Genomic DNA, 25344 nt, shown 5'->3' with positions numbered 1-25344 from the left:
GACGACATTGACAGGCACGGCCCGAGCGAAACCTGTCCATTCCGGTCAGCACCCCGTAATCCCCTTCTTCATCTCTGGCCCTTGAACTCTGGAGCGGTCTTACCGGCTTGTGCTTGCCGGTTTGTGGCCCCCTTGACAGCAAGAGAATTAGGTGCTATACCGTCCATGATACCTTGATAGCATAAGGACAGTCACGAAGAACTCTTCATCTGGTTTTGCCACCACAGAGACGGGTCAACGGTATCCGTCCTTCAATTATATCCAATCGAGCGCATCAGGGGCAGTATCAGTCGGGCGCAGTGAGTATTTGGATCCATAGGAAAGCGGATAAGACATAAGGATCTTTGCGCGTTGCGCGGGAGGCTCCGGTTGCTTTGCTTGAGCAAGCATCTCCGCGCCGGTTGGTGTTGCAGCCATCAGGGAGAACAAACGCGCTTTGCCCGTCATCTCTTCCCCGGGATAACAAATACCATCGCAGAGATTACGAAGAGATCATCGAGATTGTTGTCTGGCGTTGAGAAGATGGAGGTTTCGGAAACGAGCACTCCACCGAAGGGGAAAGGAATGCGTTATGCAGCAGGCCTGTCGCTCATCGTTATTGCGGCATTGATGACAGCTATCGCAGCAGCACCTTCTCAATATGGCTTTACCCTCCAGGAACCTTCGGTTGCAGGAATTTCCCAGTATCCAGCCGCAGTGTCATTTTCGTTCAGGCCCGGTGAGGCACAGAAGCACGACCACCATTTAGATCTTGTAGGGACCGATCAGCGACAAAATAAGAATAATGGCGTGAGGTATACCCGTACACGACCGGAAGCGATCGAACGCCGCCTTCTCGGAACGCGGGCCATGATGAAGTTTCGTGGGAGAACGTCTGCCCGTCTCCTCGAAGGTCCGCAAGTTGGATGTGAAAAACGGAAACGAGGCAAGGGAACGACAGCGCACAACGGAAACCCGTCCAGTTGCAGATCTTTTCCTTCTGCTTGTTCTCGTTCGTGTTGCCAGGTCACGCTTGAAGGCTACGGAGTCCCGGGAAAGACAACCAGGCTGACACATACATGCCGTCAAGAACGTATCACAGAAGACAAACAGGATAGCACACACGCTATTGGCACAACGGAAGCGTCCCCGTTTTGTTCCGGTGGAGAACATCCAGGGACAAGAAGCAACATCAGGGAGGCAAAGCGATCATGAAGAGTGTATTGCTCGCGATTGCCATAGCATTGGCGATGGTAACGGTCGGGAACGCGGCTCTGGATGTCCCGGCAATCGATCAGGACATCTTCACCGCCACACTGGGTTACAGGTACATCTGCGGACCCACGGTTGCGACGGAGCTTGTCGCCTACTGGGCCCGGAACGGATACCCCAATCTGATGAACGGGCAACCCTCAGGGGAGATCCCGGACACGTCGGCCGCGATGTATGAACTGTTCCGGACAATGCTCGTCTACAGCGGCTACACCGGGACTTATACGTACCCCGACACCATGAGAAGCGGACTTGCAAGATACTTTGCAGACAAAGGATATGAGGCGGAGGTGGTTCTGACCAGATCCACGGTGAAATGGGCGGATATCAAGTCCGAACTGAATGCGGGGCGTCCGGTCCTGATACTGTCCTACGACCTGAACCACTGGTTGGTTTTGACCGAATATACTGACGGCCCCACGATCTATAGCAAGTACGTCACCGTCCTTTGCGGGCACATCCCTCTAATAAGGACTATCTCCCTGTCAACGCTCGGCGTTTTCAACATGAAGGCTGTTTACGTCAGGCCAAAGGTAATAACTCCAGTCACTGAGATCACGCCGTACAACGAGTTCTGGTACGCAGCAGCGAAGGCCTGGTGCGATGCCAACGGATGGGAGATCGAGAAGGCGGACTGATGACACAGGGAACGCAACGAGTGCCCGAGGCCATACGGCAGACTTGAAAGGGCCCGCGGGCTGAGGAGGCGGCAGGAAGATACAGGGGAGAACACACCGATGACGGTCAAGGTGGTCCGAACGCCGGAACTTGATATGTCTGCCGGCGATATTGACTGGATGACCAGGGCCATCGAAGGTGAGTTCTCTCCTGCAATGCCGATATCAAAAAAAGCGGGGCAACTGATCTTTCTTGACATACTATAAGAGAGTTACTATAGTGTAGTAACTACGATGGAGTAATAAGGAGAAGGGTTGTGAGAAATCCCTTTTACGCGACGGAGTTGCCGGTCACGGCGCCGTTTTGCGACCGGGAAAAGGAACTGAAGGAACTCGAATCACACGCCGTCAACCGGGCCGATGTGGTCCTTTATTCTCCCAGGAGGTACGGCAAGACGTCGCTGGTCAGACGGGTGCAGTCCCGTCTCACCGGCAAGGGTGCCATCACGATATATATCGACTTCTTCGGGGTGGACTCCGTGGAGACGGCGGCACAGAAGCTTGCCGGGGCTTTGTATTCCCATTACGCCAGAGAGATGTCCCTTCTCACAAAGGTCTCCCGCGTTCTGTCTTCCTGGCGGCCGGTCATCACCGTGAGACCCGATCCGGATCCGGGCTTTATCATCACAGCCGAGCCGCTGGTTCGCTCCCGGGGCACGGACCTTCTCGAGGAGACGCTTTCCCAGTTCGGGAAGTTCACCGAAGGGCACGAGGAGGGTTTCCATGTGGTCTTCGATGAGTTCCAGGAGATCACGCAGCTGCCTGATTCCCTGAAGATAGAAGGGGCGATGCGCTCCCACATTCAGGGGCATTCCAACGTCTCCTACTTCTTCGTGGGAAGCCGGCGCCGGATCCTGATGGATATCTTCAATCTCAGCAAACGCCCGTTCTACAAAAGCGCGATCAACTACGAACTTGGCCCCCTGCCGAAGGCGGAGGCGGTGCAATTTGTCATGGAAAGGTTCCGGACCGACGGAAAGACCTGCCCGGAGGATATCGCCGCGAGGATCTATGACCTTGTAGGTGGATACCCCTACTACATCCAGAAGATCCCCTATGCCATCCGGGAACTGACGGAAGGCGGCACGATCACCCGCGAAGACCTGGCGAAGGGCATCGAGGAGGTCCATGGCGAGCAGAAGCCTGTCTATGAATCCTATCTCCAGACGATCGCCCCCATGCAGATAAGGCTTCTCACCGCCATAGCGAAAGAGCCTACCGCCAGCCCTTATTCCACGGAGTACATGACGCGTCACAACCTCGGTTCCATCGGAGGTGTCCAGGGGGCCCTGGGGAAGCTGACCGGTCTCGACTATATCGAAAAGGACGCTCAAGGGACGTTCCGCATCGTCGATCCCTTATTCAGTCTCTGGCTGAATCGTCTGTCAGGGGTTGTTGTCAGTGATGTGAACGGGCAGGGGACGGACCGGGACGGCTAGAGGATGCTCCTGTGTGCGGTACGGGTCCTCGTGACGGTTCCCGTCTGCAAGAATAGTGAAGGAGGTGGCACATTGAGCTATATCGTAGGTATTGTGTTCTTCAAGGATGAGTCTGCCTACCGCAGGGCGCGGGAGATGTTTACCGATTCGAAGGACATGCCCGACACCTTTGAAGATTGGAAGACCCTCGTCAGGAGGGAGCTCGAAGAGATCAGGCGAGCCGGCAATATAGCCATCCGCGCGGACTTCGATCCGGAAACGTTTCTCGATTGGTGCAGATCGCGGGGATTCATACCCAATTCCCAGGCGAGAACGGCCTTCGCCGAGCATGTTGTCCTCGAATACCAGAAGACGGGCAAAGGAACGATCATGGAGTAGCCGGGGCGGCAGACGGGGTGACACTGCGTCGGGAAAACCCGCAGGCTCTCAAACCCTGTCTATCTCTTCCATAATGGCGACGTCCGACTTTCCTCTGGTGAATGAAGCGCTCTTTTCAAAGAACTCTTTCAGGTAGGGCGTCGACGAGTGGAACTTCAGAGACTCCTTGTCCTTGTATTGCTCGACCACGACGAGGGTGTTCGGGTTGGCCTTCTCCACGTTGAGAGAATACAGGACCGTACCTCCTTCCTTGGCTACTTCAGACATCAATGCCTTGAACGCCGCCAACGCTTCATCCATCTTTCCTTCCACGATCGGCAGCCTGGCGATAAGTGTGACCATTCCAATACCTCCTCTTTCTGTATGGATGAGGTGAAGTTTATAGCATGACGTCGGACTATTATCAAATGCTGCGTGGCGGGATGCCGCCGGCTTCTTTTCTTTGTCCTTAACCTGGAACCTGAAACTTTAAACCGTCTCTCCCCGGGCGTAGTCCGAAGCGTGGCTCCAGCCCCTATTTCTTCGGTGATGACGGCGGTGCTGGTTGCTGCTGCTCTATCATCCCTTTGAGCTTCAGGGCATCTTTGTGGTTCGGTTCCATCTGAAGCACCTTGTTGCACAGCTCAAGGGCCTTTCCGTAATCATTCAGTTTGAAGTGCGCGTAGGCTTTCCAGAATACCGGATAGGACCATTTCGGATCGCTCTCGATGGCAAGGTCGTAGACAGGCAAGGCGTCCCTGTACTTTCCCGTCAATGTCAATATGTAGCCTTTCTCCGCGTAAATGTCGCCGATGGGAAGCTTTGAACTGTCCTTCCCCGACTTGACAAGTTCCAGCGCCTTGTCAAGATAAGGCGGGGACTCACCGAATTTTCCCTGCGCATCATAGGAGAACGCTATGCGAAAAACGGTCCGGGCATGCAGGGGGTCCATAGCATGGGACTTCTTATAGCATTCGACCGCTTTGTCGTATTCCCGCATCTGGACATACTTGTCGCCTTCAGTCCTCCAGAAGGAAGCGTCCTGTACCTTTTCATCCGCAGACCGAACCGCCGGGGCAAGGCACACGAGAAACGCAAGAACGACAAGGATGATGTATCTCTTTCTCATATTCGGGCACTCCTTCCAGGGTGTCTTGGGACTGAGATGTTCCCTGGCAGGCAAATGAATCTTCGGGAACCCTGCTCATGCCCCAGATTTCTCTCCATTGTCCATGAATTGCCGACTTATTGCAAGAGGCAAAACCGGAAAGCGGTTCCAGGTTCCACGTTTCAGGTTCCAGGAAAAAGACAAACTCCGTACCGGGCGCCTGTCAACACAATTATTGACCAGTGCAACCGATCGGGTCAGAACTGCACTCTTTTGGCTTTGACTCGCACTACGCAACCGGAACCCGCAACTGTCTGTTCCGTGAAACCTGGAACCTGGAACCGGGAACCTGGAACATTTGTTATCCCTTGAACAGCCTTTGGGTTGCATATCCCCTGGTAACCTATTATAATTCTCCATGATTTTGTCCGACATGGCAGCTTCGCGCCTTTCACTGTTGAACCGGTCTCTGTTGATCGCCGTTTCATTGCTCATACTCTTCCCCTGCCCGGGTATGTCATCGTCCGACCCTGTCCGCTTCTTCCGGATGGGGGACGGAAAGATGAGCATACGGAACGAGCACAACGGGCGGGAGGCGACGGTGAACCTTTTTGATGCCGATGGCGGGTTCAATGAAAACGCTCTCGATGCCATCGACAGGGTCTTCGGTTTTGCCGGCAGCCGGAGGGGAGAGCATATTTCCCTGAGACTTCTCGTCCTGCTCGACTATTTCACCGACAGGATCGCCCCGGGCGAGACGATCCACCTCATTTCCGGGTACAGAAGCCCCGCCTATAACCTGAAATTGAAGAAGTCCGGCGGCAACGTGGCGAGGACGAGCACCCACATGGACGGCATGGCGCTTGACTTCTACCTGGACGGGGTTGACGGCAAGGTCCTCTGGGAGATGATCCGCAGGGAAAACTGCTGCGGCGTCGGTCATTATGGAGGCAAATACATCCATTTCGATTCCGGAAGGCCCCGCTTCTGGGAAGCGGCGACGTCGAAGACGGGCACAAAGGAGAGCGAATTCAACCGCAAGCTCTATCTCTCGGCGGAATACGACCGCTACAGGCAGGGGGAAAGGGTCCGCTTCTTCCTCACATCATTGAGTGATCTCGCCTTCGGGGTCCGGAAGACCGCCGGGCTGCTCAAGGACGGTGACGGGAAGAACGGCACGACGGCGCTGACGGTCGAAGGGCGGGACGGGGAAGAGTGCGTTATGATAAAGGACCGGAACGCGTCGCGATCCATCCACGCAACCCTCCCCGCGGGCCTGGCACCGGGCCGATACAGGGTCCGCTTCGATTTCTGCCAGAGACCTTTCGAACAGATGCCGACATCGACCATATCGAATGAAATAGAGATCGTCAAAGATGAAAAGACGGTTCAAGAGTTTCAGAGTTCAGGAGCTCAAGAAAAGAAGGGGCCCCGGTAACATTCGTCTGCCCCCCTCGCAAACCCGGGCCGCATCCCCTGCCCCTTATGCCCTGCGGGTGCTTCTTCGTTCCATTTCGTTGTGGTACGCACGGGTGATGTCCCTTCTGCTGACCATTGACACGATCTTGCCCGGGTTTTCCCTCTCCACCACGGGAAGCTCCCGGACATCCATGTCAGCCATGAGCTGCAGGGCCGTGTTCAGGGAGTCCTCCGGGGTAATCGCCGTCACCCCCGTCACGGCTATGTCCCGCGCCACCAGGAGGCGGTGGAGGGAGGTGTCCGCCATGGCCGTGCGAAGATCGGTCATGGATATGATCCCCGAAAGATTGCCGTTCCTGTCCACCACGGGGAAATCCTGCTGATAGGAATCCCCCATGAGATCGACCATGTCCTCGAAACCCATCTCTTCGGGGATGGTCTCGACCTTTCTGCCCGGCACCACCGCGTCCCGCACCAGGAGGTGGTCCATGATGTCCACGGAGTAATCCCCCACGTGAGCGGGTGAATCGACGCGCGTCATCACCTGCTTCTCGTAGAGGGTCGTCTTCCCGAGAAGAAGGTACGCGAGGGCGGAAACGATCATCATGGGGAGAATGAGGCTGTAGCCTCCCGTCATCTCGGCGACCATTATGAGCGCCGCAATGGGGGTTTTCGCCACCCCGGCGAAGAAGCCCCCCATGCCGACGAGGACAAAGGCTGCCGGTTGGGTCACGATCTCCGGGAATATCCTTCCGCAGAGATTCCCGTAAAAACCTCCGAGCATGGAACCGATGAAAAGGGACGGGGCGAAGACGCCACCGCTCCCCCCGGAACTGATGGTGAGAGTGGTGGCCGCGATCTTGCCAAACACGAGGGCGGCCATCAGTCCAAGGGCAAGCTGCCCGTCGATGGCCGACTGGACCCATTGATAGCCTCCCGCGAGCACGCCCGGCAGGAAGAAAGCGAGCACGCCGAGCATGAGCCCCCCCAGGGCGGGCTTCAGCCACTTCGGCATTTCAAGGCGCCTGAAGAACCGGTCTCTCGTGCCGTAGAACGTATTGACGTAGAGATACCCCACAAAGGCGCACAGGAGCCCCAGTCCGGCATAGAACGGCAACTGCCCGGGGGTTGCCAGCGCGAAGGCGGGGATCTGAAAGATCGTCGCCGTCCCGTCGTAGAGCGTGAAGACCATGAACCCCACAACAGAGGACAGGATGCAGGGGATGATCGCCTCGAATTCGAAATCGGCGCTGCTGTAAAGGACCTCGGCGGCAAAAAGGGCTGCGCCCAGGGGCGCCTTGAATATGGCCCCTATCCCGCCCGCTGCCCCGGCAAGGAGCAGGATCCGCCGCTCCCTGTCACTGAGCTTGAGAAAGGACGCGAGTATGGACCCGAACCCCGACCCGATCTGCGCGATGGGCCCTTCCTTGCCTGCCGATCCTCCCGATGCTATCGTGATGGCCGAGGCCACGGTCTTGATGGCCGGCACACGCTTGCGCACAAAGCCCTTTTTCCTGTGGAAACTGTCGATCATCGCATCCGTGCCGTGTCCCTCCGCCTCCGGGGCAAAGCGGAACACGATAAAGCCCGAGATGAGTCCCCCGAGAGCGGGGATCCAGAGCATCATCCATCGACTGAAAGGGAAACCGAGAAAGGTGAGGTCCGGGAGGCGGCCCGGCGTGAGGTACAGGACAAGGTCATGGGTGAAGAAATTCGTACCCGTCTTGATCGCCCAGTTGAATACGATCCCGCCCAGACCCGACACGATGCCCACCGCGATCCCCAGCAGGGTACCCGTCCAGATACGTTTGATGCGCCGCGGGGTGAATGGTTCTGGGATCCTGACTATCATGGGCATTACAGTACCGTGAGTGTTGTGGAAGGGTATGCGGCCATCGGTTCGCCCGCCTGCCACACACCCGCAGTATAACAGGATAGCGCAGGCGAAAAAGCGCCGTCAACCTGTTTTTATCCTGGCGTCGCAGATCCTGACGCCCCGGGTGGAGATGAACACGGGGTTGAGGTCCATCTCACGGACCTCCGGATGGTCTCTGAGAAAAGCGGAGACCCCGAGCAGGAAGTCCTCGACCTCCGCAAGGTCGATGGGGCCTTTTCGGGGATTCCTGAGCGCTCCGTACCCCTTCAGCTCTTCCAGCATCTCCCTTGCGTCACGGCGCTCTATCGGAACGAGCCTGAAGGTCACGTCCTTCATCGCTTCCACGAAGATGCCTCCCAGCCCGCACATGAGAACGGGGCCGAACTGCGCGTCGGTGAGCATCCCCACGATCACCTCGGCGCCGGAGCCCTGCTCCTGCACCATTACCCCGTCGAGTCCCTTACCGGGGTTGCCCGTGGTGAAGGACCCGACGATCTCCCTGAAAGCCTGCCTTACTTCGGCGGCATCCCTCAAGGCCACCCGTATGCCATCGGCCTCCGTCTTGTGTATCACGTCCGGTGACGAGAGCTTGAGCGTGACCGGAAAACCTATTTCCGCCGCCCGCGCGGCGGCCTCGTCCTCGGTTGCCGCCAGAAGGCTCCTGAGGACGGGGAACCCTTCCTTCTCAAGGAACGTGACGGCATCCACGGAAAGCATCAATGATCCCATGTCTTCACTCCTTTCCCGTTTACCAGCGCGTTCACCCTCCACAGGTTGGCCATGGCCCGCGCGGCCCGCTCAGGCGTCGGAAGGATCGCAATCCCCTTTTTCCTGTCGAGGGCGCCTATCGGTCCGTCCCATATGCCGGGAGGAGCGGTGAAACAGGCAATGACAGGCTTCCCGAAGGGATCGGCCGTCTTCATGTGCTCGACCATTCCGTCCGCCAGCCTCAGGTTTGCCGACGCGTACATGGCGAGGAAGATGACACCGTCCGTCCCTTCGTCATCGAGGACCGCCCTCAGTATCTCAATGATGTTCCGCGGATTATACCACGCAGGTCCCATGTCCACGGGATTCGTGCGGATGGCGATGGGAGGCAGGAGGTCATTGATCCTCCGCTGGGTCTCTTCCGAGAAACGTGACAGGGTGAGCCCGCAAGGCTCGAGGGCATCGGAGGCGATCATCCCGGGACCCGCCTGACCCGAGAGGACGGCAACACGCCCTCCCCGTGGAAGGGGACACGAGTCTATGGCCTTTGCCGTATCGAGGAGTTCTTCCGCCGTGGCGACCTCCAGGATACCAGCCTGGCGCAGGGCGCCTTTCCAGATAGCGTGGCTGCCGGCGAGCGATCCGGTATGGAAGCGGCTCGCACTATCGCCCTTTTCGCTCTTGCCCGCCTTCAGGGCTACGATGGGCTTCCTCCCCTGAAGCGCCCTCGCGGCATCGAGAAGCTTCCTTGGCTCGTCAAGACCTTCTATGTACAGGGCGATCACCTTCGTGGAGTCGTCATGGTCGACCAGGTACGTCAGGAGCTCCGGGAAATCAACGTTGCACCGGTTGCCGAGGCTCATGAGTTTCGACATGGCCACCCTCTGTTCGATGGCCAGAAAACCGCAGAGGTGGCAGATGCCCCCGCTCTGGCTGACGAGCGCGACGCCCCCTTTCTCTATTCTGGAAAACTCCGAGGTGAATGACGCGTTCACCGAGGAGCTCAGGTTGACAAAACCGAAGGTGTTGGGCCCGATGATCGGCAGACCGTACTGCCCGGCGATGTCCCTTATCTCTCCCTCGAGGGAAGCGCCGCCGGGGTCTTCGATCTCCTTGAAACCCGCCGTGATGAGCACCACGCCGCTCACATTCTTGCGCCCGCAGGCGTGCAGCGTCCCGGCCACCATACCCGCCGGCACGGCGATGACCGCGAGGTCCACATCGCCGGGTATCGACTCCAGGGAAGGGTAGGATGAGATATCCCAGACCTTCCCGCCCTTCGGATTTACCGGGAAGATCCTCCCCCGGTAATTGCCGACAAGGCTTTTCATCACGTGGTAGCCAAGCTTGTCGAAACTGTTGGAGGCCCCGATGACCGCAACGGAGCCGGGAGAAAAGAGCCGGGAAAGCTTCTCATTCATCATGCAACCCCCCGTTAACAGATCGAATGTGATCCCCACTATTCTCTAGCATGCCGCCAAAGAAAAAACAACCCGTCCCGGGCATATCCGGGGAGGTCAGGACGAAAATGCCCCGCGCTCCCGGCGGGTGCCGGGAACACGGGGCGGTCTTTTCTCTTTCCATCCTCCGCGGGCTCACGTGAGGAGCGAAGGCGACGAAGGGGCGTGAGACAGGTCCCTACGCTTTCAGTCCCTTCACACCTTGAACTCCGATACCGCACCCTCCAGCGAAACGGAAAGCGTGGAGAGCTCGAGGGCGGCCTGGGTCACCTGCTCCGCGGTGCCGGAGGATTCCTTGGTGACCAGCGCCACCTGTTCGATATCCTTCGCGATCTCGGCGGTCGTCGAGTTCATTTCCTCGATGGCGGCCGCTATCTGGTGGAGCATGGACTGGAGGTTGGAGGCGCTTCCCACTATCTCATTGAGCGCCGTACCCGCCTCATTGGAGAGCTCGACACCGGTCGCCACCTTCTCCGTGACCTCTCCCATGGACCCGACGGCCCCGTCCACACCCTGCTTTATGGACGTCACCATCCCGGCTATCTCCTGGGTGGACTTGCTCGTTCTCTCGGCAAGCTTCTTGACCTCGTCGGCTACGACCGCGAAACCCCGGCCCGCCTCGCCCGCCCGCGCGGCCTCTATGGCAGCGTTGAGGGCGAGAAGGTTGGTCTGGTCCGCTATGTCGTTGATGACGTTTATGATCTTCCCGATCTCCTCGGACTGGTCCCCGAGGGCCTTCACGAACTCCGAGGACTTCTTTACCGTTTCCGCTATCTCCCTCACCTCGTAAACGGACCTGTTGACAATGGTGCTCCCCTTCTCGGCAGTGGAAAGCATTTCCTTCGCGGAATCGGAGATGTTGGATGTGCTCTTCGCTATATCGAGAGATGCCTGCGACATCTCTTCCGACGCCGTCGAGACCTGGATGGTCCGCTCGACCTGGGCCGCGGCGCCTCTCGCCAGCTGCTCGGCGCTTGCGCTCAGCTGGTGGCTCGCGGAGGCAACACTCGCGGCCGAACCCTTCACACCCGAGATGAGCCTCTGCCACTTGTCGACCATGGTCCTGAATGCCTCAGCCTCATCGCCGAATTCGTCGCCGCGGCCCGACGCCACCTCCACCGCCAGGTTGCCGTCCGCAAGGGTCTTTGCCGTCTCGATGTTCTTCCGGATGGGACTGGTGATGCTCCTCGTGGTGACGATGCTGACGAAAACGCACAGGGCAAGGCCGATGACCCCCGCGATGATGAGGACGAACTTAAGGTTCCTGTTCGCGTCGCGGATCTCCCTGTACTTCTTCTGCACGCCATCCACCTGGAATCTGATAAGCTCATCGACGGTCTTCATATAGGGAGGCGGGTCGGCCTTCATCTTCATGAACTTGAGAGCCTCGTCCCAATTGCCCTCATCGATGGCCTTGTTCATCTTCCCGTTGATCTCCCGGGCCTCGGCGGCACCAGCCCTGTACCGGGCGATGATGTCCTTGCCCTCTTTGCTCGTTTCCATCTTCTCGAGTTTCTCAAGGTCCGCCTGGTAGGCTTTTCTCCTCTCCCCGGACCCTTCAAGGGCTGACCTGTCCCTGGTGTAGACAGCTTTTGCCTGGTCCTTGTTGATGACCAGAAGGTTCGCGAGCACGGAACTGGCGAGTGTCGCCTTCCGGAAACTGACATCGGTGATCTCGTCCACACGTCTGTCCGTGTTGGTCAGATTGTTGAAGCTGATGACGCACAGCGCCGCGATGATGCAAAACAGAATGGCATATCCGATCGCCAGCCGTTTGCCTATTTTCAGATCATGCAGTCTCATCCTGAAGGTTCCTCCTCGTCGGTAATCGGTGCGCACACCCATCCTGCCGAGCAGAAGCCCTTTCGTACGACCCTATGAAGTCTCAGAGATGGTTGCGCGTCGTACTAGGATATTTTCGGCGGGCAATCCGAATACTTAAAGGACCGTCGCCTTCTGTCTTGTCGGTGTCACTTGTCTTCCAGCATCTGTTCCACCTGCGCCATCTTGCCGAGGGCGATCTCCTCGGAGACAAGGACCATCCCGCAAGAGGGGCAGTGGGGCAGATCGGTGGTGAAACGATTTCCCATGTAGGTGACGGTGACGGGTCCCGTCACCAGGTCCCGCCGGCATCGCTCGCACTGCCATTTCAATTCATCCTGTCCTGTTTCTTCACCGCTCATAAGACCGTCACTTCCATGCGATGACTGTAGGCGCTGTGGACAATGAACCCTTCGGCGGTCCTGTCATACTCCACCCAGAAGGTGACCGCGCGCGGTCTGAAGGAGGCTTTGAAGCGGCCCGTCCCGGGATGGCGGAACTTCTTCCCGCTCGTCTCGGCATGATGAATGACCCGCTGCAGGTCTTCATCGAGAATACGCCGCTCCTCCAGGAGGGTCCGCACCCCGGGCCGCATCTCCAACTTGATCCTCCGGTGCTCTTCGGCCTTCGATGGCTTCCCGGACCAGAGGTCCTGGAGGAGACCCTCCTTGAGCAGTGAGCGCCTTTCCTGCCGCTCGGACCAGCCGGGGTCCTCGAGGGCCGCCGGATCGGACACCCGCGGGTCCGGAAAGAGAAGGTCCAGGAGGTGGAGGACCCTCTTGCCCGCCGATGCCAGTCTGTCCCGGCACATGGCGCAGTAGGCCAGGTAGTCGGCGTCGCTCCTGTGGGCCCTCACGCGCGCCGTTTCGCGGGCTATCTCCGCGTTGGCATTGTACTGGAGCCCCCCGAACCCGCAGCACTCCGTCTTCTCCCGGCCGAGTTCCAGCTCTCCGGCCCTCACCCCCAGCCGGCCCAGTATGTGCCGCACCGACGTCTGGATACCCGGCTCGGACCTCGTGGTGCAGGGATCGTGGACGATGAGGAACGGTTTGTCGGGGACCCCGTGCGATACGGGTCCTTCCATCTCGTCGATGACCGTCCACAGGGAGACGACAGGGACCTCCGGCAGGTGGTCCCTGAACATCCGAAGGCATGTCGAGCAGGCAAGGATCATCCGGGGCCTGCCGAGGGCGTTCCACTGTCCTCTCACGGCTTCGAGGCCCGCGGCAAGGCGCTCATCCGAGCCGGCCCAGAAGGCAGGTGCCCCGCAGCACCCCAGGACGAGTCCTACCCCTCCCTCAAGCCGGGAACGGAGGTGCTCGTAGACCGCGATGACCTTGTCGGGGCGGGAGCCGGCAAGCTGGCAACCGGGGAAGAAGGCCCGGGCGCTTGCGGTATGTCCCGGCTCATGCCGGGCCAGGATGAACCGTTCGCTCAAGCTGAAAGCCATGTCCTCGAGGGCGAACTCGTGGGCCGACGGGGGCATCTTACCCCTTTCCACCATGCCCCTGCGCGCCTCGCGGCAAAGGTCCTGCATGGCGAAACCCTCGGGGCAGACAGCCTCGCAGAGCCCGCAGAGGCTGCAGGAGTTGATGAGCCTGTTTGCCTGGTGCGCCCCTATCACGATGGATTCGTTGTTGTAGATCTCCCGCGTGTATTTCCTGGGATATGCGCCGAACCGCTCCAGGTAAACACAGACCTTTACACATTCCAGGCACTGGCACTGGAGACACCGCCGGGCCTCGCGGAGGGCCTCCTCCCCGGAGTATCCCTTCGACGGGTCCGCCGGCCTCACGGCGGGTAGGGGTATGACGCCGGCAATGCTGGTGAAAAGGCGCGTCGATACCGGGCCTTCCTTTTCCCGTCCCGCGGTAAGAGACACTCCCTGCATGGAGCGGTCCATGGAATTGGCGGCGAAGCGCCCTTCGGCCGCCTGCCAGACGGGCGATACCCGCCCCCCGCGGGGCAGCCCGCCCGCGAAGACCCCCTCGCGGCTCGTCCTTTGCGTCCCCGCTTCGACCCGTATACCTCCGGAGTCATCCCTTTCGAGGTCCCAGGCCCCGTCGTGCAGGGAGTCGAGGCCCAGGTAGACGGCATTGAAGGCCTCGAGGCACCTCTCCGGAAAATCCCTCTCCGCAGTCGCGGCACCCGTCTCGATCTCCATACCCAGTTTCACGAGGAAGGCTATCTCTTCATCGATGACCTCCCAGGGGAGGAGGTCCGGATAGCGACGGGCCAGCGCCTCTCCCGGCCTCTCCCGCGGTTCGAAGACGCGGACCCCGTATCCCTTGCGCAGGCAGTCCCACGCGGCGGCGAGGCTGCTGAGGCCGCTGCCGCCTATGGCCACTCGCTTGCCCCGGGGAGGCAGAAGGAAAAGCTTCTGAGTCTCTGCCGAACCCCGGCGGCACACGCAAAAGCGTTCCAGGGCGCCGATGCGTATGACCTCTCCCGCGCAAGACCGCTTGCAGGGCACCTCGCAGGGAGCGTCACAGACGCGACCGAGGATGCCGGGCAGGGGCATGGTCCTCTCAAGGACCTTGAGCGCCCCCGTTTCGTCCTCCCGTGCCAGGCACCCGACAAAGGCGCGGACATCGACGTGCAGAGGACAGGCCGCCGAACACCACGGCGGCTCGTCCTGAATGCACTGTTCTTCCCGTTGACGCAGTTCTTGCTGGTCCACCTTTTAGCCCTTTCTATTTCAGGGCGTTAAGTCCCGCGAGGACCTTTCCCGGCAGCGCCGGAAGATGCCTGATGCGCACCCCCGTGGCATCGTATATGGCGTTGATGACAGCCACGTGGGACGACGTCAGGGGAAGCTCGCCCACCCCGGCGGCGCCGAACGGCCCGTTCTCACGGGGTGTCTCGATATAATGGATATCGATCCTGTCGGGGATATCCTTCGGATACGGGAGTCCGCAGGCGTGAAGGGTCGTATGCTTCTTCAGGTCTTCGAAGTCCTCGGTGAGGGCAAGACCGATACCCTGTGCTATGCCTCCGTAGATCTGGCCGTCGACGACCAGTTTGTTGTTGATACTGCCCACGTCGGCCATGACGGTGAACCCTTCCACGGCGGTCTTCCCCGTATTCGTATCGACGGCGACCTCGGCCATGAACATGCCGTACATGTAAACGGGAAAAGGTGCTCCCTGCGCGGTCTCCAGCGAGCAGGCGGTGCACATGGACGCCGTCCAGACGCCGGAATAGGAAACGGCCAGCTTCTCGGCCGCCATCTCCTGGTAGGTGCGATAGGTGCCGTCAGGTTTTCTCATGGCGGCCACCAGCATTTCGCAGCCATTCTTGATGGCGTTTCCCGTCATCACCTGGGAGCGGCTGCCCCCGGCGGGACCGGCGTTGGGCGTAAGGGCCGTGTCGTTCATGACGAGGTGTATCCGTTCCGGGGTGAGCCCCAAGGGCCTCAAGGCCTTGTGCGCCGTGCCCAGGGCACCCATGTCGGCCCCCTGACCGTGGTCTTCCCAGGCGTTGAAGACCGTCACGCTGTTGTCGGGGTTCAACTCCACGCGGATCTCGGAGCTGTCAGGCCCGTCGAGGCCGCAACCATAAATACCAAGGGAGATGCCGACACCCTTCCTGACGTCCCCGGTGGAGTCCGCTTTCGCCTTCCTTTTTGCTTCCTGGTAGAGGGGACGCAGCTTATCGATCATCTCGGCAAAGCAGAAGACCTCGGGCGTCTGACCCGTCGGCGTCGTGTCCCCCGACCGGTAGACATTGCGCGCCCTGAGCTCCAGCGGGTCCTCTCCCATCTTCGCCGCCAGTTCGTCCATCAGGCTCTCCCCGGCAAAAAAGCTCTGGGGTGAACCGTAGGCCCGAAAGGCCGATCCCCAGGCGTGATTGGTGCAGACCGTTCTGCCCTCGCCCCTGATGTTGGGGATCCCGTAACCGGCGCCGATGAACTGGGCCCCGCGCACGGTCACCAGGTCCCCGAACTCGGAATAGGGCCCGTGGTCGACGCTCCAGTCGCTTTCCATGGCAAGGAGTTTTCCCTCCCTGTCGGCCCCGTATCTCACCTTCATCCAGAAGGGGGAACGCTTGCCCGTGTAGGTGAGGTGCTGATAGTAATTGTAACGGAGGAAGACGGGTCGGTTCGTTGCCATGCAGGCCACACCGAGGAGGGCCTCCATGGTGGGACTGAACTTGTATCCGAAGGTGCCTCCCGAGGGGTTCTGAATAAGACGCAGTTTCTCCGGTTCAACTCCGAGCCCCGGGGCGATCATGGCGTGATGGAGGTGGATCCCGATGCTCTTGGAATGGATGGTGAGCCGGTCTTCGTCGTCGTAATACGCGAAACCCACGTCTGTCTCCATCGTCATGTGGGGCTGACGCTGCAGGTAATACTCCCCTTCCACAACGTGGGCCGCCGAGGCCATGATGGGCGCCGTCTCTTCTCCCTTCACGATGGGGATCCGGAAATAGATGTTCGGCGTCCCCGGGTGGATCTCAAGGGCGTCCTCCGCCATGGCGGCAGGCGCGCTCATGTATCCCGGCAGTTCCTCGAGGTCGACCCTGACCTTTTCGGCCGCGGCGTCCGCGTGAGCCTGCGTGTCGGCGCAGACGATCGCGATGGCGTCGCCGTACTGGTACACCTTGTCGTCACACAGGATAGGGCGGTCCCATCCGTCTCCGGCGTTGGTGGGAAAGGTGATAAGGCCGGTGATGCGGTTCTTGCCCTTCACATCCCTGTGGGTGACCACCTTGAAGACCCCCGGCATCCTTTCGGCCTCCGAGATATCGATGTTCTTGATGTTCGCATGGGACACCTTTGCCTGGGCAAGCGCCAGGTGAAGGGTATCGGCGGGCATCTTGATACCCAGGTCGTCGCCGTAATCCATTGTGCCCGTCACTTTGGCCACAGCCGACGGCCTCGGGTACTTGCTGCCCCAGATCTCGCCGTCCGCGGGCATCCTGAAGAGGAGCTCCGACGCGTCCATTTCGCCCCGCATCACCTTCGCAGCGTCCATCACCGCGTCGACGATCGGCTTGTACCCCGTGCACCGGCATGCATTCCGGTGCGTATTGAACCACTCACGCACCTCGTCCCTGAATGGGTTCGGATTCTGTGCCAGGAGCGCCTTTGCCGAAACGATGAACCCCGGCGTGCAGAACCCGCACTGCGCGCCGCCGTGGGCGATCCAGGCCAGCTGCAACGGATGCAGGCTGTCCGGCGTTCCTACCCCTTCGATCGTCGTCACCCGCGCCCCGTCGGGAACCTTCCCCACCTTCGTGATGCAGGAGCGCACCAGCCTGTCGTCCACGATCACGTTGCACGCCCCACACTCACCCTGCCCGCAGCCGATCTTTGTCCCTGTCAACCCAAGCTGCTCCCGCAACACATTCGCCAGGGTCTCATCGGCAGGGGCAATGATGGTCCGATTGACGCCGTTGACATTTATCGTTTTCTTGATCATTGAGGCTCCTCCTTTTTACGTGATCCTTTCTATCATCTTTCTACCCAGGGCATCCGCCCGACATGATCCAACGCTTTCAAAACAATTATGACACACTCTTACGAATTTGTTTACCCCTCCCATCACCGGCGCAGCGATTCTCCCTGTTTTATTACTTCCGGAAGGGGAAAATAGTCCCATGCAAAGGCGAAAGACCTTGCCTCTCGCCCGTTCGTCGCTTGCGCTCCTCTCTCGAGCCCGCAGAGGACGCAGAGAAAAGATTCGGCCGGATCTCGGAGCCTCCCGAGATCCGGCCGGCTTTGCATCCCGTCTGAGACGGGAGGCAAAAGAAAAGTTGTGACTTCAGGTGGGAGTGATGGGGAGGGGAATCTGCAGGTTGAGGCACTATGGGGGTTGGAGGATGATTATAGGACCTATGGGACATAGAGGACTTATAGGACCTATGACTACAGGGGGGATGAGGGGGACAGCTTGCTCAGAATAAGGATATTCTCTTTCTCTCCCGCCGGGACGGCGGGATGAGAAGGCCGCCGGATTTTGGGAGGCTCCGAAATCCGGCGGCAGTCTTTTCTCTCATTTCAGTCTTTCTCTGCGTCCTTAAGCGGTCTTGAGCGAAGCGGGCGAGAGATAATGTATTTAAGTCTTTTCCCCGCCTTCAAGCGCGCGGCGGAGGGTTTCGATTTCGGTTTCGGTGAGGGTCTTCCTCTGCTTTACCATCTCGAGGGCCATCTTCGAGAGCGCCAGGTAGATCTCCCTGTGGAGCGGCATGTCTTCCATGGCGGCAAGGTGGGAACGGACGGTCTTGTCGTCTCCCCGCACGACGGGACCTGTCAGCGCCGCGAGGGGGCCCCGCGTCTCGATGTTCTTCATCGTTGCCCGTATGATGGGGAGGAAAGGATCGAGGCCGACGTCTATCCTGTCCATGACACCCGTCCCGGAGTACATGAGGGCCGACAGGAGATTGCAGACGAAGACGGCGGCAAGGTGGTAGAGGACCTTGTCCTTTCCCGCGATGGTGTGGACCGCGGCCCCGAGGTTTCCGGCAATGACCCGGAGCACGGCAAGGGCCTTCTCGTCACCTTCGATGAATATGCTCGTATCGGGAAGGACCTCGATGGCGCTTTCGATGTCGGGAAAGGTCTGCAGCGGGTGGAGTGATCCCAGGTGGGCCCCCTTTCGGTCGAGAGGGGAGAGGATCGACGAGGGATCGGCGCCGCTCGTGTGGAAGAAAAGCTTTCCCGTCACGTCATCGGCCGCCTCGAATATGGCCCGCGCGAGGCTGCTTATCTCCCTGTCCTGCGTCGCAATGGCCACGACGTTGCAGCTTCCCACAACCTCCATCACGTCCGCCGTGTAGACCATGTCGGCACCCAGGAAACCGCGGGCCGTCTCCAGGGCCGAAGGAAGCCTGTCGGCGATGGCACAGACGTCAACCCCGTTGCCCCGGAGAACATAACCCAGGGAAATGCCTACTTTTCCAGCTCCTATGATTCCGATCTTCATTTCTTCTCAAAGACCTCTCTCGGAAAAACGAGTATGTTCCTCAGGATCTCAAGTGATTTAGTGCCCACCGTTCCCACGTAGTTCGTGCTGATATCGGGATCGTCAAATGACCCTGAGATGTTGTATGTGACATAGAGGAATCCCTTGTTCTTGTTCTTGAGGATGCTCCTCAGGACGGGTATCTTGTCGATCGTCCTGTCGAGCGCTACAAGCGGCGACACCTCGAGCGTCCCGGTGATCGTCTCCTTGTTGATGTCGATGTCGCCCGTTCCCGTTATGACCATGGAGGGACTGTCGAGGAGAAAGTTGCTCGTGTGATAGACCCCCTTATTGATGGTGAAGGATGCACCCGTCTTGTTATAGGCCAGACCGTCCTTGCCGAAATCGATCTTGCCGCGCACAAGGTCGTACACGTTGAGAAGGGCGAATATCTTGGAAAGAAGCTTCCACCTCTTGATGACCCCGTCCCTGCTGTACACGGCCGTGTCGCCGCCGAGATTGGCCTTGAAGTCCTTCATCGTCCTTCCCTCCGTCTTGAGGGTGCCCGTGATGAAGGCCTCGCCGGATATCTCCTGCGACGTGCCCCCCAACGCTGCCATGAAGAGCCCTGCCCTGACCCGCGTCATCCTCCCGTTCGTATACAGGGACGGGACCCGCCCGGAAAGGTCCAGCATGCCCTTCATGTCCATCTCGCCGTCGAAGACACGCAGCTTCATGTCGGACACGTTTATCTTCCGGTCCGTCATGAAGGCCTTTACCTCGAGGTCCCTGGCCGGAATGCTGCCGAAGCTGACCTCCTTTGCCCTCAGAGACAGGTTTCCGCTCGACCGTGCGAGGACACCATCCTTGCCCATGCTCTCGAGTTTGAACTCCTTGCCGCCCCCGAAATCCGCCATCTTGAGCCTGTCCATGCTCACCAGCAGGTCGAACTTCGGCCGCTCGAAGCCCGTGACCTTCAGAGATGCCGTCTTGAGAACGCTCTCACCCGTTTTCAGTCCACTGACGGTGACGTCGAACTCGTGGCCGCGGAAACCTGCCGTGAGGTCGATGTTGGCAAGGACCTTCGGGATCCCGGGCACCTTCATGAAACCCTTCCTCATCGATGCGGACCCGACGACCCAGGGAAGCTTCGTCACGGGGAAACGGAGATCGTTGACGGTGAGGTCGAGGGAGACCTCGCCGCCCCTCACGTCCTCACCGAGGGAGAAGAGCGATGCGGCCTTTCCCGTGTCCTTTGCGCGCAAGGTTACACGGCTGTCGATCCTGCCCTCGTCGCTTATCCTTCCCGAGGCACGGAGGTTGATCGTGTCGAGGTTGCCCGAGATCTCATCCACAACTATCTCGCCCGTCCGCTTCCGCGTGAATCTCACCGCCGCCCTGCTCTGGACTCCCTTCGTCTTCCGTATGAAACCCGGGACGGCGAAGACCACATCATCCATGTTGACGTTCCCGTTCGCTCCTATCTGCCCGTCGGCCACCGTCACATGGACGTCGACGAGGGCCTTTCCCGATGCCCGGACGGTCCTTCCCGCCATCCTGCCGGGCAGTCCGGGATCGATGTGGCCTTTCAGGGAGGCGGCAAGGCCTTCGGGGCCCCACTTACCCTGCATGGTCACGTGGGTTTCCCTGCCCGTCACCACCACGGAGTCGAAGGTCATCTCCCGGCCGGCGAGTTTGAAGGGGCCGTCCACCGCAAAGGACTGCCCCCTCCAGGAGAGCTCGGCGCCTTTTATTCTGCCCAACCCTCCCAGTTTCAGCGGGTCCTTCCCCCGTCCGCTGTCGACCTCGACCGTGCCCTCCGCGGTTCCCCTGTGGACCACGACATCCCTTATGTCCACAAACTCACCGACGTGCTGCAGATCGATGACGTACTTTCCCGCCAACTGCATACGGGGCTTCTTCCCGAACTCCATGGTCCCCTTGAGGTCGTGGAAGGAACTGGCTTTGAAGAAACCTTTGCCGTCCGACAGGATCCCCTTGTCATCCATCATCTCAAGGACACCGGAGACATCGGTGAGGCGCTTGCCCTCGTATTCGCCCGTGATACCCTTCAGTTCCAGTTCGGCGACAAGGGGTTTCTTCTTCTCATAGGTCAACTTCCTGATCTTCAGGGACCCGTCCCTGACATATGCCCAGACGTCATACCCCACCCCGTCCATCTTAAGGTATTCCCTCACGGAGCTCATAGGTATGAGGCCCGAGGTGATATCGAGACGGGAGAAAAGGATGTTCTTCATACTCACGTCGATGGTGAAGGGGGCGTCCCCGTATTTCGTGTCGTACACAGCTATGTGAATATCGGGTCCTTTCGTCGTGATCGTGGACTTCGCCGTCACCCTGTTGACGACAAGGGGCTTCTTGAGCCAGGTGTCCCGTATGGTGAGCCTCGGTGAATCGCATTTCCCCGTCAGGGTGAGGGCTCCCTCGTAGAAGACGAACTCCCCTTTCCCGTTCACGACCCCGCCCAGAATAGGGTCTATCTTCTCGAGACCGAAGGCGTCGACCTCGACGGAGCCTTTGACGCGGTGTTTTCCCCTGTCGACAATACTGTCCCCGACCACCCTGACCTTGCCGGCATGGTCGGGATCGGTGATGGACGCAACGAAACGCAGGGGTTTCTTCGTGTTGATATTCTCGGCGACTATGGATCCGATCACCAGTTTGCGGTTCCCGACGCTCACGGTACCGTTCGATACCTCGAGGAGCCCGATGGCGGTTGAGAGGTTTCCGCGGTCCATTTCGACCTTGCCGACGACGACTTCGAAGTCCTTGACCGTCAGACGCTCGAGGAATATTCCCCGCGAGAACCACATGCGGGCGGCAAGGGTCCCGACCTTGCCCGATATGGCCCCCTTGAACTGCATGTCCCCCAGGGTCAGGCCCACCGTGCCGTCGCTGAAAGACATGTCCGCTCTTTCGATCCTGACGGCGATCCCCGTTGACCGAGCAAGGACATGGGACAGGACCGCGGGCAGGTTGTGGGTCACGACGACGATCCCGAGGACCACGGCCACAACGCACAGGGAGAGTACGGCAACGACCTTCTTCATCACGGTGTCCTTGCGAGGGCGAAAAGAGTGACGTCGGCCGAGCCTGCCGCCTTAAGGGTCCGCGCGGCCTCCGAGGCCGTGTATCCCGTCGTGAAGAGATCGTCGACGAGCAGGACGCGCTCCCCTTCGATGGACGACCCGTCCCGCACATGAAAGGCGCCCCTCACGTTCCTCCTGCGCTCCCTCCGCGACAGGGTGAACTGGTCCCGGGTACCGCCGCGCTTGACGAGCGTCCGGTGATCGAGGGTTCCACCCGTGATGGACGATATTTCCTCGGAGATGATGTAGGACTGGTTAAAGCCTCTCTCGCTGAGCCGCCTGCCCGAAACGGGTACGGGCACGATACGGTCGAAGGCGCCCCTCAAGGGGCGGACCTTCTCCCCGGCGAGCCGGGCGAGCCGCCTGCCGACATCCTTCCTGCCCCGGAACTTGAAGGCATGAACGGCATCCCGCAGACCCCTCTCGTAATAGAAACCATAGATGCCCCGGGAGAAACCCATCTCCGCCGCGCTGCAGGCCGCGCATGGAATGCGCCTTCCCAGCCATCTGCCGCACACAGGGCACACTTCGGTCTCCTTGACGGTCCTCAGATCGTCGATGCATCGTGAACAAAGGATGCTGCCATCCGCGCCGCAGACGACACAGGATTCGGGATAGAAGAGGGCTAACGCGCAGTTGAAGAGGCTAAGCACCGTACTTGTCGAGCCGCCCTCCATGGGCAAGGGCCAGAGGCATGAGTTCCTTGCTGTATATGGTTCCCGCGCTCCCGACAATGCAGTTCTTCTCGTGAAAGGCAAGGCCGTCCGTCTCACCCGTTTTGGTGACGATGAGAAGGGGAACGGGATGCCAGCTGTGTCCTTTCAGCGGGCAGGGGGTCGAGTGGTCGCCCGTGATGACGAGAGCCTGGGGATCGAGGGCCGATATCCCGGGCAGGAATCTGTCCACATCCTCGATCGCCTTCACTTTCTCCTTGAAATTGCCGTCCTCGCCGGCAAGGTCCGTCTCCTTCACGTGGAAGAAGAAGAACTGGTAGTCGTTGTAGTTCTTCTTCAGGATATTGACGGCCTCCTCGTAACTGCCGGGTTCCTCCTTGACATCCATGCCAAGGACCTTCGCGATGCCCCGGTACATGGGGTACGTCGCGATGGCGAGCGCCTTCATCCGGTATTTGTTCGCGAAGGGCGTTATGTCCGGTTTCTGGGAGAAACCGCGCAGCAGGGCCCCGTTGGCCACCGGCTCGGCCTTGAGCAGGTCCCTGACCCTGTCGATGAAACCGTTGACCACGCTGGCGGCGAATTCCGCGCCCGTCTGCTTCGCGGCAGTATACGCGAAGGGCTTGTTGTCCTTGTGGGGGTCGGCGTCGGCAAGTTTGTCACTCAAACCCTTGCCCCTGAATATGACGGCGAACCGGTGGGACTTGCCCGGTTTGATGATCACCTCGACACCTTCGACCTCTTTCACCGAGGCGGCAATGAGGGCACAGAGCCTTTCCGTCTCCTCCGTCGGGATCCTGCCCGCCCTGCGGTCGGTCACCACGTCTTCCCTGATGGTGCAGAAATTGGCGCGCGCGGCAAGGTCCCCGTCACGGAGGTCCATGTTGAGACCGAGGACCTCGAGAACGCCGCGGCCGATCTCGTTGGCCACGGGATCGTATCCGAAGAGGCTGAGGTGTCCCGGACCGCTGCCGGGAGTGATGCCCGTGCCGACGGGTGTGATCCTGCCGAGCACACCCCTTTGCATGGCCAGTCCGTCCATGTTCGGCTTCGAGGCGGCCTGAAGGGGCGTCTTGAGATCGAAGCCGGGGTTCGGGATATCCCCGAGGCCGTCGAGTATGAGAAAAATGATCTTGTTATCGTTCGATAAGAGAAGCTCGTCCATCATGATGGTTCACCTCGGGTCCATTCTGCCTCGTCGTAGAGCGTGCGCAGTTCGTTCATATCGGCGTGGAGGAATTCCTCCTTCTTCACATTGATCGTGTTCCAGCTGTAGCAGCTCTCGCAGAAGTCGCTCCACTCCTCCTTGATGGCCTGGCACTTGGTGCAGACGAAAGGTATGTACGCCTGTTGCTCCATCGGAAAGGCGCCCCGGAATTCCTCGACGGCGTTCTCCAGCTCTCCCCGGTGGATGTAGGCCTCGGCCATCGCCCGGTGAAGGCCCTTGAAATCTTCACCCTCGGCCACGAGGGTGTTGAGGGTATCGATCGCCTCGTCGATCATCTCGAGGCGCAGGCAAAGCCGCGCGTAGAGAAAAGAGATGAGGTGGTCCTCGGGAGAGATGTCAAGGACCCTGCGGTAGATCTTGAGGATGACCTCCGGATCGCCCCTGTCTATGTAAAGATCTTCCATTTTCAGCAGGAATTCCACATGGCCCGTCTTTGTATAACCCCTTCCGTAGACCCGACCGGCCTCGTTGAGCCTGCCCGTCTTCTTGTATGCCTCGCCGAGGAGGATGTAGGCGGGTATGAAACGCTTGTCCTCGCTTATGATCTCCTTGAGCTCGTCGATGATCTTCTCCGCGCTGGCGGAGAACCGCTCGTTGAAGAGGGTGCAGACCTTCTCGTAGCGGATGCCTATCAGGCGCCTCGTCTCTTCATCGGTCTTGACGTGGCGCCTGATCTTTACTTCCACGTCATAGGCGCCGTCCCAGTCCTTCTTCCATATGTAGAGGTCCCGAAGCAGCCGCGCTGCCTTGAGGCTCGATTCGTTCAGCCGCAGGATCTCCTTCAGTATGCCCTCGTTGCTGGTGTATTCCCTGGAGACCATGTTCACCTTGACCTTCTTGAAAAGGACGTTCTCCGTCTTCCCCAGGGCCGCCTCCGCAAGATCCAGGGTCTCCCTCGCCTTCTCGTAGTCCTCCATGGAGACGTAGATGTCGGCAAGGGCTATGTATGTTTCCTCGCGGCCGGGGTTCCTGCGGGAGAGCCTGTCAAGCTGTTCGATGGCCTTCTCCCGGTCCCCCTTGAGATCGTAGTGTCGCGCCTTTTCCAGGAGTCCGAGGTACTCCTCGCTCTTGCGCTCGGAGCGCTTCGCCATCCAGGACGTTATCGTGGTCTTCACGTCATAGAAGAAGCTGATGATGATGGATATGATGACACCAAGGCAGAAGGACGCGATGATGAACTCGGCCAGCGACAGTTCTACGGGCCGCGCCCCTCCGTAGTAGAACTTCACATTCTCGGGGTTCAGATGCGCTATGTAGAAATAGAAGACAAGAAAAAGCGCCAGAACGAAAAAGAATATCTTATACCGCATC

General features: G+C 59.5%; 19 protein-coding genes. 5 read left to right on the top strand and 14 right to left on the bottom strand.

Features of this window, described 5'->3' with window-relative positions:
* The first annotated feature begins 1190 nt into the window (after positions 1-1190).
* The 4 genes from GXX82_01385 (at position 1191) to GXX82_01370 (ending at position 3745) form a co-directional block, all read left to right on the top strand.
* The gene (locus tag GXX82_01385; GenBank protein ID NLT21679.1) at positions 1191-1889 is read left to right on the top strand and encodes a hypothetical protein; all 699 of its coding nucleotides are present in this window, start codon (positions 1191-1193) and stop codon (positions 1887-1889) included.
* 99 nt (positions 1890-1988) lie between these two features.
* Positions 1989-2135: a hypothetical protein gene (locus GXX82_01380; GenBank protein NLT21678.1), complete on the top strand. Its 147-nt coding sequence runs from the start codon at positions 1989-1991 to the stop codon at positions 2133-2135.
* A 50-nt stretch (positions 2136-2185) separates the two neighbouring features.
* Positions 2186-3367, top strand: a complete 1182-nt coding sequence (locus GXX82_01375; protein NLT21677.1) for an ATP-binding protein — start codon at positions 2186-2188, stop codon at positions 3365-3367.
* Positions 3368-3439: 72 nt separating this feature from the next.
* Positions 3440-3745, top strand: a complete 306-nt coding sequence (locus tag GXX82_01370) for a hypothetical protein (protein ID NLT21676.1) — start codon at positions 3440-3442, stop codon at positions 3743-3745.
* Between the two features lie 48 nt (positions 3746-3793).
* On the opposite strand, the gene GXX82_01365 is transcribed toward GXX82_01370, so the two are convergent.
* The gene (locus GXX82_01365; protein ID NLT21675.1) at positions 3794-4087 is read right to left on the bottom strand and encodes an antibiotic biosynthesis monooxygenase; all 294 of its coding nucleotides are present in this window, start codon (positions 4085-4087) and stop codon (positions 3794-3796) included.
* Positions 4088-4259: 172 nt separating this feature from the next.
* Positions 4260-4853, bottom strand: a complete 594-nt coding sequence (locus GXX82_01360) for a tetratricopeptide repeat protein (protein ID NLT21674.1) — start codon at positions 4851-4853, stop codon at positions 4260-4262.
* Between the two features lie 541 nt (positions 4854-5394).
* Between GXX82_01360 and GXX82_01355 the strand changes: the two genes are divergently transcribed.
* Complete coding sequence (locus GXX82_01355; protein NLT21673.1) at positions 5395-6270, top strand: DUF882 domain-containing protein; 876 nt, start codon at positions 5395-5397, stop codon at positions 6268-6270.
* A 45-nt stretch (positions 6271-6315) separates the two neighbouring features.
* On the opposite strand, the gene GXX82_01350 is transcribed toward GXX82_01355, so the two are convergent.
* The 12 genes from GXX82_01350 to GXX82_01295 form a co-directional block, all read right to left on the bottom strand.
* A complete protein-coding gene (locus GXX82_01350) occupies positions 6316-8109 on the bottom strand; it encodes a chloride channel protein (GenBank protein ID NLT21672.1) in 1794 nt (597 codons plus the stop codon).
* 99 nt (positions 8110-8208) lie between these two features.
* Positions 8209-8856 carry an acetyl-CoA synthetase gene (locus GXX82_01345; protein ID NLT21671.1) on the bottom strand — a complete coding sequence of 216 codons (648 nt, stop codon included), beginning with the start codon at positions 8854-8856 and terminating at the stop codon, positions 8209-8211.
* Entirely contained in the window at positions 8844-10259 is a 1416-nt protein-coding gene (locus tag GXX82_01340; protein NLT21670.1) for an acetyl-CoA synthetase, read from the bottom strand. Before GXX82_01340 ends, GXX82_01345 begins: the two co-directional genes overlap by 13 nt.
* A 231-nt stretch (positions 10260-10490) precedes the next feature.
* Entirely contained in the window at positions 10491-12098 is a 1608-nt protein-coding gene (locus tag GXX82_01335) for a methyl-accepting chemotaxis protein (GenBank protein ID NLT21669.1), read from the bottom strand.
* Between the two features lie 167 nt (positions 12099-12265).
* A complete protein-coding gene (locus GXX82_01330) occupies positions 12266-12478 on the bottom strand; it encodes a hypothetical protein (GenBank protein NLT21668.1) in 213 nt (70 codons plus the stop codon).
* On the bottom strand, positions 12475-14796 hold the full coding sequence (locus tag GXX82_01325) for an amine oxidase (GenBank protein ID NLT21667.1): 2322 nt from the start codon (positions 14794-14796) through the stop codon (positions 12475-12477). The genes GXX82_01330 and GXX82_01325 overlap by 4 nt, the downstream gene beginning before the upstream one ends.
* A 13-nt stretch (positions 14797-14809) precedes the next feature.
* Positions 14810-17539 (bottom strand): molybdopterin-dependent oxidoreductase, encoded by a 2730-nt coding sequence (locus tag GXX82_01320; GenBank protein NLT21666.1) that lies wholly within the window; start codon positions 17537-17539, stop codon positions 14810-14812.
* Between the two features lie 636 nt (positions 17540-18175).
* Complete coding sequence (locus tag GXX82_01315; GenBank protein NLT21665.1) at positions 18176-19042, bottom strand: DUF2520 domain-containing protein; 867 nt, start codon at positions 19040-19042, stop codon at positions 18176-18178.
* The gene (locus GXX82_01310; GenBank protein NLT21664.1) at positions 19039-22092 is read right to left on the bottom strand and encodes a hypothetical protein; all 3054 of its coding nucleotides are present in this window, start codon (positions 22090-22092) and stop codon (positions 19039-19041) included. The genes GXX82_01315 and GXX82_01310 overlap by 4 nt, the downstream gene beginning before the upstream one ends.
* A complete protein-coding gene (locus GXX82_01305; protein ID NLT21663.1) occupies positions 22092-22784 on the bottom strand; it encodes a ComF family protein in 693 nt (230 codons plus the stop codon). Before GXX82_01305 ends, GXX82_01310 begins: the two co-directional genes overlap by 1 nt.
* Positions 22777-23973 (bottom strand): 2,3-bisphosphoglycerate-independent phosphoglycerate mutase, encoded by a 1197-nt coding sequence (locus GXX82_01300; protein NLT21662.1) that lies wholly within the window; start codon positions 23971-23973, stop codon positions 22777-22779. Before GXX82_01300 ends, GXX82_01305 begins: the two co-directional genes overlap by 8 nt.
* The gene (locus tag GXX82_01295; GenBank protein ID NLT21661.1) at positions 23970-25343 is read right to left on the bottom strand and encodes a tetratricopeptide repeat protein; all 1374 of its coding nucleotides are present in this window, start codon (positions 25341-25343) and stop codon (positions 23970-23972) included. Before GXX82_01295 ends, GXX82_01300 begins: the two co-directional genes overlap by 4 nt.
* Position 25344 lies beyond the last annotated feature (1 nt).

The sequence above is a fragment of the Syntrophorhabdus sp. genome, from assembly GCA_012719415.1.
Taxonomy (GTDB): domain Bacteria; phylum Desulfobacterota; class Syntrophorhabdia; order Syntrophorhabdales; family Syntrophorhabdaceae; genus Delta-02.
This window is presented reverse-complemented; position numbering and strand designations above follow the sequence as displayed.

Coding starts and splice junctions, on each gene's coding strand:
- GXX82_01385 (NLT21679.1), top strand. CDS start 1,191: ATGAAGAGTGTATTGCTCGCGATTGCCATAGCATTGGCGATGGTAACG.
- GXX82_01380 (NLT21678.1), top strand. CDS start 1,989: ATGACGGTCAAGGTGGTCCGAACGCCGGAACTTGATATGTCTGCCGGC.
- GXX82_01365 (NLT21675.1), bottom strand. CDS start 4,087: ATGGTCACACTTATCGCCAGGCTGCCGATCGTGGAAGGAAAGATGGAT.
- GXX82_01360 (NLT21674.1), bottom strand. CDS start 4,853: ATGAGAAAGAGATACATCATCCTTGTCGTTCTTGCGTTTCTCGTGTGC.
- GXX82_01355 (NLT21673.1), top strand. CDS start 5,395: ATGAGCATACGGAACGAGCACAACGGGCGGGAGGCGACGGTGAACCTT.
- GXX82_01350 (NLT21672.1), bottom strand. CDS start 8,109: ATGCCCATGATAGTCAGGATCCCAGAACCATTCACCCCGCGGCGCATC.
- GXX82_01345 (NLT21671.1), bottom strand. CDS start 8,856: ATGGGATCATTGATGCTTTCCGTGGATGCCGTCACGTTCCTTGAGAAG.
- GXX82_01340 (NLT21670.1), bottom strand. CDS start 10,259: ATGATGAATGAGAAGCTTTCCCGGCTCTTTTCTCCCGGCTCCGTTGCG.
- GXX82_01335 (NLT21669.1), bottom strand. CDS start 12,098: ATGAGACTGCATGATCTGAAAATAGGCAAACGGCTGGCGATCGGATAT.
- GXX82_01330 (NLT21668.1), bottom strand. CDS start 12,478: ATGAGCGGTGAAGAAACAGGACAGGATGAATTGAAATGGCAGTGCGAG.
- GXX82_01320 (NLT21666.1), bottom strand. CDS start 17,539: ATGATCAAGAAAACGATAAATGTCAACGGCGTCAATCGGACCATCATT.
- GXX82_01315 (NLT21665.1), bottom strand. CDS start 19,042: ATGAAGATCGGAATCATAGGAGCTGGAAAAGTAGGCATTTCCCTGGGT.
- GXX82_01310 (NLT21664.1), bottom strand. CDS start 22,092: ATGAAGAAGGTCGTTGCCGTACTCTCCCTGTGCGTTGTGGCCGTGGTC.
- GXX82_01300 (NLT21662.1), bottom strand. CDS start 23,973: ATGATGGACGAGCTTCTCTTATCGAACGATAACAAGATCATTTTTCTC.
- GXX82_01295 (NLT21661.1), bottom strand. CDS start 25,343: ATGCGGTATAAGATATTCTTTTTCGTTCTGGCGCTTTTTCTTGTCTTC.